Consider the following 7,158-nt stretch of genomic DNA (forward strand, 5'->3'; position numbering starts at 1 on the left):
GGACGATCAGCGCCGCGCGCCGCGTACCCCTTCGGCCAGCTCGCGGCACAGGCCGAGCACGCCGTCGATGGCCTGCTGCGGGCTCTTCGCCTCGGCAATCTTGTCGATCAGCGCCGAGCCAACCACCGCGCCTTCGGCGCGCTTGGCCACTTCGGCGGCGTGCTCCGGAGTGCGGATGCCGAAACCGATGCACACGGGCAGGTCGGTATGGCGACGCAGGCGCGCCACGGCTTCCTCGACATGATCCATGGTCGCCGCACCAGCGCCGGTCACACCCGCGACCGATACGTAGTAGACGAAGCCGGAGCTGCCAGCCAGCACGGTGGGCAGGCGGTCATCGTCGGTGGTCGGCGTGGTCAGGCGGATGAAGTCGATGCCGGCGCTTTGCGCTGGCTCGCACAGCTCGTCGTTGTGCTCCGGCGGCAGGTCGACCACGATCAGGCCATCGACGCCGGCCTCTTTGGCGTCGGCGATGAAGCGCTCGACGCCATAGACGAAGATCGGGTTGTAGTAGCCCATCAGCACCAGCGGCGTGCTCTGGTTGCCTTCGCGAAATTCGCGAACCATCTGTAGCGTCTGGCGCATGCCCTGCTTGCCGGCCAGCGCGCGGATGTTGGCGAGCTGGATGGCCGGGCCGTCGGCCATCGGGTCGGTGAACGGCATGCCCAGCTCGATCACGTCGGCGCCGGCGTCCGGCAGGCCCTTGAGAATGCTCAGTGAGGTGGCGTAGTCGGGGTCACCGGCGGTGATGAAGGTGACCAGCGCGGCGCGGTTTTCCGCTTTCAGTTCGGCGAAACGGTTCTGCAGGCGGCTCATGCGTGCTTCTCCTGGTTGTCCTGCATGTGGTGCATCACGGTCTGCATGTCCTTGTCGCCACGACCGGACAGGTTGATCACCATCAGGTGATCCTTGGGCAGCTTCGGTGCGCGCTTGAAGGCTTCGGCCAGCGCGTGGGCGCTTTCCAGGGCCGGGATGATGCCCTCCAGACGGCAGCACTGATGGAAGGCTTCGAGGGCTTCGTCATCGCTGATCGGCACGTATTCGACGCGCTTGATCTCGTGCAACCAGGCGTGTTCCGGGCCAACGCCGGGGTAGTCGAGGCCGGCGGAAATCGAGTGGGCATCGGTGATCTGGCCGTCGTCGTCCTGCAGCAGGAAGGTGCGGTTGCCGTGCAGCACGCCCGGCGCGCCACCGGCCATGCTCGCCGCATGCTTGCCGGTGTCGATGCCGTGGCCGGCCGCCTCGACGCCGACGATCTGCACGCCGCTGTCGTCGAGGAAGGGGTGGAACAGGCCGATGGCGTTGGAGCCGCCGCCGATGCAGGCCACCAGCGAGTCGGGCAGGCGCCCTTCCTTCTCGAGGATCTGCTCACGTACTTCGTTGCCGATCACCGACTGGAAGTCGCGCACCATGGCCGGGTACGGGTGCGGGCCGGCAGCGGTGCCGATCAGGTAGAAGGTGTTGTGAACGTTGGTCACCCAGTCGCGCAGGGCTTCGTTCATCGCGTCCTTGAGGGTGCCGGTGCCGGCGGTGACCGGGATCACCTCGGCGCCGAGCAGCTTCATGCGGAAGACGTTGGCCTGCTGGCGGTCGATATCGGTGGTGCCCATGTACACCACGCACTGCATGCCGAAGCGCGCGGCCACGGTGGCGGTGGCCACACCGTGCATGCCGGCGCCGGTTTCGGCGATGATGCGCTGCTTGCCCATGCGCTTGGCGAGGAGGATCTGGCCGATGCAGTTGTTGATCTTGTGCGCGCCGGTGTGATTGAGGTCTTCGCGCTTGAGGTAGATCTTCGCCCCGCCGAAGTGCTCGGAGAGGCGTTCGGCGTAATACAGCGGGCTGGCGCGGCCGATGTAGTCGCGCTGGAAGTAGGCCAGTTCTTCGAGGAAGGCCGGATCGCTCTTGGCCTTCACGTATTCGGCGGCCAGCGAGTTGATCAGCGGCATCAGGGTTTCGGCGACGAACTGACCGCCGAAGCGGCCGAACAGGCCGCGAGCGTCGGGGCCGGTGCGAAATGAGGTCATGGCGTGCTCCTTGTCGACAGCGCTGTGCTGGCAGGGCGAGTGAGTGATGGGGCCATTCTATCCCCATGGGACGCGGCGAAAAGCGATTTGATTGAGATGACTCGTCAGAAAATCTCACGGGTCATGTCTGTGCGCCATGCCACATTTCCCTACTCGCCGCCGGGCGGTACAGAACTTGGACGCGCCTGATCAGTCCCAGCAGCTGCGGCCAGGGGGCCGTTCTTCCAGGGAGAAAGCGAATGCACAAGGTATGGATAGCGGGCGCGATGCTCGCAGTGTCGCTGGGCACGGCTCAGGCGCAAGCACTGGATCTGCATGGTATTGGCGTATCGCGTGATGTGCCGTGCAAGGGGCAGGACGTGATCGTTACCGGCAACGGTAACCAGTTTCGCCTCACCGGTGACTGCGGCCAGATCGAGGTCAATGGTTCCGATCAGCAGGTGAGCTTCGGCAAGGCCGCCGGCCTGGTGGTGACCGGCTCGAAGAACCGCATCGAGGGCGAGCGCGTCACCAGCCTCGAAGTCAGTGGCAGTGAGCACCAGGTTGAAACCGAGGTGCACGGCAATGACCAGCAACCGGCTCAGATCGCTATCTACGGTGATAGCAACGTGCTCGAACTCGACCTCGATGGCCCGACGCAGATCGAAGTAAACGGTCTCAACCAGCAACTGACCTGGAGCGGTGACGAGCCGCAGATCGAGACCACCGGCGTCGAGCACCGTATCAAGCAGGACTGATCGGTGCGGCAGGTTGGCGCCCGGCGGTGAACGTGATTAGATGCCCCTGAATCGTCAGAAAAAATCACCTCTCCCATGAGCCGCGACCTGCCCCCACTCAATGCCCTGCGCGCCTTCGAGGCGGCCGCCCGCCTGCAAAGCGTCAGCCGCGCCGCCGAGGAGCTGCACGTCACGCACGGTGCAGTCAGCCGGCAGATTCGTGCACTGGAAGAACAGCTTGGCGTTAGCCTGTTCGACAAGGACGGGCGTGGCGTGAAACTCACCGATGCCGGCTTGCGCCTGCGTGATGTCAGCACCGAGTGCTTCGAACGTCTGAGTAGCGTTTGCGCCACCCTGCGTCGCGAAACCGAAGATCGCCCCTTCGTGCTCGGCTGCTCGGGTAGCCTGCTGGCGCGCTGGTTCATCCCGCGTCTGGATCGCCTGCAGCGCGAGCTGCCGGAACTGCGCCTGCAATTGTCAGCCAGCCAGGGCGAGCTGGACCCGCGCAGCGCCGAGGTGGACGCCACCCTGCTGTTCGCCGACCCGCCGTGGCCGAGCGACATGCAGGTATTCGAGCTGGCGCCTGAGCGCATCGGTCCGGTGCTCAGCCCGCGTTATGCCAATCATGCACAACTGAGCGCCGCCAGCGCCGACGCGCTGTATGCCGAACCGCTGCTGCACACCACCTCGCGTCCGCAGGCCTGGCCGCAGTGGGCACAGGCGCAGGGACTGGCAGCCGAGCGGCTGCAACTGGGACAGGGTTTCGAACACCTCTATTACCTGCTGGAGGCTGCCGCTGCGGGTCTCGGCGTGGCCATCGCGCCACAGACATTGGTTGCCGACGACCTGCGCGCTGGCCGCCTGGTCGCGCCCTGGGACTTCGTCGAAACCACGGGCAGTCTGGCGCTGTGGACACGCCGCACCGATCAGCGCAGCGAGCGTCTGGCGCAGTGGCTGCGTAAGGAGTTGACCGACAGCGCGGCGCAGGTGCGTTAGCACGCGCTTATGAAACCCGTGCACGGCAGGCTAGTCTTAACAAAATCTTTCACACCACAGGAGCTTCATCATGTCCGACCACCACACCTACAAGAAGATCGAAATCGTCGGCTCGTCGCGCACCAGTATCGAAAATGCCATTGAGAATGCCCTGGCCGAGTGCGCCAAGAGCGTGCGCAACATGGACTGGTTCGAGGTAACCGAGACCCGTGGCCATATCGAGAACGGCAAGGTCGGCCATTACCAGGTCACCCTCAAGGTCGGTTTTCGTCTCAGCGGCAGCTGACAGGCACTCAGCCGAGCGAGCTGCCAGCCGCTCGAAGCACAGGGCTGTGGCGCCGCGCACAGTGATGAACGCGGTCGCAGGCGAGGCGCAGCGGGTTCGGGCAAGCTGCCCAGGCCGATTCAGGGATGAATGCCATGTTCAGATCGTTGCTGCTGATCAGCCTGCTGTCACTCGCAGGCTGCGTCGACAACGAGCCACCGCTTGCCGAAGAACGTCGCCTGCTGCTCAGCGTCGAGGACTTCGCCAATTACGAGGCGCCGCAGGAGGGTCGTTACCAGAAGCTGGTGACCTATGCCACGCGTACCATCGACCTCAATATCGAGAGCCGCAGCAGCGACTGGTTCTATTTCTACAGCGGTGTCTCTCTATCCGTGCGCCGCTGATGCGCTGATGACCAGCTACGCCGAAACCTTCGGCGCTTCATTCGGCCTGCGCCACAGCGGGCTCGAACAAGAGGATCTGCCGCTGGAAACTACGCTGGCCAGCCGTGCCAGTCTCAAGCTGTTGACCCAGGACGGCGAGCCGGTGGGCAACCTGTTCTATGCCACCGTCGGCAACAAATCGATGTTCACCCTTTTCACCGGGGTGTACTTCGAGCAGGCCGAAGACTTCAAGGCATTCATCGCGCCCAAGCTGCTGCAACTGCGTGAATACCAGCACAGCGACCCCATACTGACCTGGGCGGGCAACACGTTGGGCCTGGGCAGCGACTGAGCGGCGCCCGGGCCGAAGACGCTCAGCCGAAGAACCAGTAGGTCACGGTGATCGCGGCAATGACTCCGGCCAGCTCCGCCAACAGGGCGCAGCCCACCGCATGGCGCGCACGCTGAATGCCGACGGCGCCGAAATACACCGCCAGCACGTAGAAGGTGGTTTCCGTACTGCCCTGAACGATCGCCGCCGCCAGCGCCGGGAAGCTGTCGACGCCATGGGTCTGCATGGTCTCGATCAGCATGGCGCGTGCCGCGCTGCCGGAAAACGGCTTGACCAGCGCAGTGGGCAGCGCATCGACGAAGCGCGTATCCCAACCGAAGGTTTCCACCAGCCAGCGAATGCCGTCGAGGCCAAACTCCAGAGCGCCGGAAGCACGTAACACACCAATCGCGCAGAGCATCGCCACCAGATACGGCAATAGACTCTTGGCGATGTCGAAGCCCTCACGGGCACCTTCGATGAATTGTTCGTAGACCTTGACCTTGCGCAGCGCACCAACCAGCAGGAAAGCCAGGATCACACCGAACAGGGTCAGATTGCCGAGCAGCGACGAGAGCGCCGCCAGGGCAGTGGCGCTGAGCCCGGCCAGCAGGGCCATGAAGCCGCCCAGCAACAGGGCACCGGGAATCAGATACGCCAACACCACCGGGTCCCACAGGCGCAGGCGCTGCATCACGGCCACCGACAGCAGGCCGACCAGGGTCGAGGCGCTGGTGGCCAGCAAAATCGGCAGGAACACCAGGGTCGGATCTTCCGCACCCTGTTGCACGCGGTACATGAAGATCGATACCGGCAACAGGGTCAGCGACGAGGCGTTGAGCACCAGGAACAGGATTTGCGCATTGCTCGCCGCCAGCTTGTCCGGGTTCAGCTCCTGCAGGCTGCGCATGGCCTTGAGGCCGATGGGCGTGGCAGCGTTGTCCAGGCCCAGGCCGTTGGCAGCAAAGTTCATGGTGATCAGCCCGAGCGCCGGATGGCCGCGCGGCACCTCCGGCATCAGTCGCGCGAACAACGGGCCGAGTACACGCGCCAGGGCATCGACCAGACCGGCTTGCTCGGCGATACGCAGCAAGCCGAGCCACAGGGTCATGGTGCCGAACAGCAGCACCATCACTTCCACCGACAGCTTGGCCATGGCGAACAGGCTCTCGACCATGGCGCCGAACACCGCCGGGTCATCGCCGATCAGCCAGCGGGAGAAGCCCGCGACCGCTGCCACCAGAAAAAAACTCAGCCACAGGCCATTGAGCATGCCGTACCCCCTCGTCGTTCTGGCGGGGGATGATAACGCGTCGCCCCATTCCATGGGACGTCCGGCAAACTGCCGTTACGTGGTCCTTCGGCGGTCAGGTCGCTCCCAGCCTCGATAAGCGGGCACCATGCCTAGTACCAGTTGGGATCACTGCGCAGTTGTTCCACCAGCATCTGCTGGACCTCCTCGTCCGGGTCGCCCAACCAGCGCAGGCTGGCGTGTTCACTGGGCGCGCGATCCTCGGGCAGGCCATCCGGCACCTGCACATACAGCGCATAGGCGTCATCGTTCTCCCACTCGAAAGCGACATAGAGGCGCTGGCTGAAGCAACGCTGCGCTTCGCAGACCTGGCCGACCAGGTAGCGATCACTATCGGCTTCCACTGCCTGCATGGGGGTAGAAAGGCCGCTGAGATTGATCAGCCAGTCCGGCAGGCGCTCTTCGTCCTTTACCAGGTCCTGCCAGGCTTGGCGGTACTCGGCGTTGCTGGTCAGCAACTCGCCTGGATGGAAACTGGTGTCGCGGTCGGCGGCCTGAGCCGCCAGGGCGCCGCCCATCAGCAGAGCGGCGGTAATGGCGTGAATCGACTGCATCGATCTCTCCCTAAAGACGCGGGCGGCGGCCCATGACGAACGAGACGATGAACAGCACCAGGAACACCACGAATAGGATCTTGGCGATACCAGCAGCGGTGCCGGCGATACCACCGAAGCCCAGTACTGCGGCGATGATGGCGATGATCAGGAAAGTGACTGCCCAAGCATGATGTTTCTCCTCGATGGATCAGTGGGTAATGGCCCAGGCAGGCCAGGGGTCTTGCGCGTTGCTCGGGTCCAGAGGCTGGGGCGCAGCGCCCGTGGGCAGCTCCAGCTCGGCGGTATTGCGGCTCGCGCACAGGGTCTGGCCAATCAGTACAACGCTGGTGAGCGTCAGACTGAGCAGAAGCAGCAAGGTGGCGAGCACCAGAACAACTATCCACATGGCGATTCTCCTGTTGCGTTGGAGGCGGATGGCGCGCTATCCGTCTCTTCCTTGTTCTGCATTGCAACCGGTGCATGACCGGTCACTCACTGGGAACATTGCAGCACCCGTGCCAGACTTTTATTTTCCATCGAAAGGTTAAAACCACCGGCTTTCAGCCGGTGAGCTTTAGCGCCACCATGCGGG

General features: G+C 64.1%; 11 protein-coding genes. 5 read left to right on the forward strand and 6 right to left on the reverse strand.

Going from position 1 to position 7,158, the window contains the following annotated elements; all coding sequences use genetic code 11:
* Positions 1 to 6: 6 nt before the first annotated feature.
* Together trpA and trpB are read right to left on the reverse strand one after the other, a co-directional pair.
* Positions 7 to 816, reverse strand: a complete 810-nt coding sequence (gene trpA, locus DBO86_RS01655; RefSeq protein WP_108232831.1) for a tryptophan synthase subunit alpha — start codon at positions 814 to 816, stop codon at positions 7 to 9.
* Positions 813 to 2,027, reverse strand: a complete 1,215-nt coding sequence (trpB, locus tag DBO86_RS01660) for a tryptophan synthase subunit beta (protein ID WP_104727187.1) — start codon at positions 2,025 to 2,027, stop codon at positions 813 to 815. The genes trpA and trpB overlap by 4 nt, the downstream gene beginning before the upstream one ends.
* A gap of 239 nt (positions 2,028 to 2,266) precedes the next feature.
* Here trpB and DBO86_RS01665 point away from each other — a divergent pair, with 239 nt between their 5' ends.
* From DBO86_RS01665 to DBO86_RS26405, 5 genes are all read left to right on the forward strand, one after another.
* Positions 2,267 to 2,764, forward strand: a complete 498-nt coding sequence (locus DBO86_RS01665) for a DUF3060 domain-containing protein (protein WP_074859816.1) — start codon at positions 2,267 to 2,269, stop codon at positions 2,762 to 2,764.
* Positions 2,765 to 2,839: 75 nt separating this feature from the next.
* The gene (locus tag DBO86_RS01670) at positions 2,840 to 3,739 is read left to right on the forward strand and encodes a LysR family transcriptional regulator (RefSeq protein ID WP_074859820.1); all 900 of its coding nucleotides are present in this window, start codon (positions 2,840 to 2,842) and stop codon (positions 3,737 to 3,739) included.
* Positions 3,740 to 3,809: 70 nt separating this feature from the next.
* Positions 3,810 to 4,025 carry a dodecin gene (locus tag DBO86_RS01675; RefSeq protein WP_074859823.1) on the forward strand — a complete coding sequence of 72 codons (216 nt, stop codon included), beginning with the start codon at positions 3,810 to 3,812 and terminating at the stop codon, positions 4,023 to 4,025.
* 134 nt (positions 4,026 to 4,159) lie between these two features.
* A complete protein-coding gene (locus DBO86_RS26400) occupies positions 4,160 to 4,408 on the forward strand; it encodes a hypothetical protein (RefSeq protein WP_244185493.1) in 249 nt (82 codons plus the stop codon).
* 7 nt (positions 4,409 to 4,415) lie between these two features.
* Positions 4,416 to 4,739 (forward strand): hypothetical protein, encoded by a 324-nt coding sequence (locus tag DBO86_RS26405; protein WP_244185494.1) that lies wholly within the window; start codon positions 4,416 to 4,418, stop codon positions 4,737 to 4,739.
* Between the two features lie 22 nt (positions 4,740 to 4,761).
* On the opposite strand, the gene DBO86_RS01685 is transcribed toward DBO86_RS26405, so the two are convergent.
* From DBO86_RS01685 to DBO86_RS01700, 4 genes are all read right to left on the reverse strand, one after another.
* Entirely contained in the window at positions 4,762 to 5,991 is a 1,230-nt protein-coding gene (locus DBO86_RS01685) for a nucleoside recognition domain-containing protein (protein ID WP_084341779.1), read from the reverse strand.
* 131 nt (positions 5,992 to 6,122) lie between these two features.
* Positions 6,123 to 6,584 carry an inhibitor of vertebrate lysozyme family protein gene (locus DBO86_RS01690; RefSeq protein WP_108232832.1) on the reverse strand — a complete coding sequence of 154 codons (462 nt, stop codon included), beginning with the start codon at positions 6,582 to 6,584 and terminating at the stop codon, positions 6,123 to 6,125.
* 10 nt (positions 6,585 to 6,594) lie between these two features.
* Positions 6,595 to 6,771, reverse strand: a complete 177-nt coding sequence (locus tag DBO86_RS01695; RefSeq protein WP_082065072.1) for a DUF1328 domain-containing protein — start codon at positions 6,769 to 6,771, stop codon at positions 6,595 to 6,597.
* A gap of 3 nt (positions 6,772 to 6,774) precedes the next feature.
* Positions 6,775 to 6,972 (reverse strand): hypothetical protein, encoded by a 198-nt coding sequence (locus DBO86_RS01700; protein WP_104727190.1) that lies wholly within the window; start codon positions 6,970 to 6,972, stop codon positions 6,775 to 6,777.
* Positions 6,973 to 7,158: the final 186 nt, after the last annotated feature.

Origin of the sequence: Ectopseudomonas oleovorans (genome assembly GCF_003052605.1) — a bacterium.
GTDB lineage: Bacteria > Pseudomonadota > Gammaproteobacteria > Pseudomonadales > Pseudomonadaceae > Aquipseudomonas > Aquipseudomonas oleovorans_A.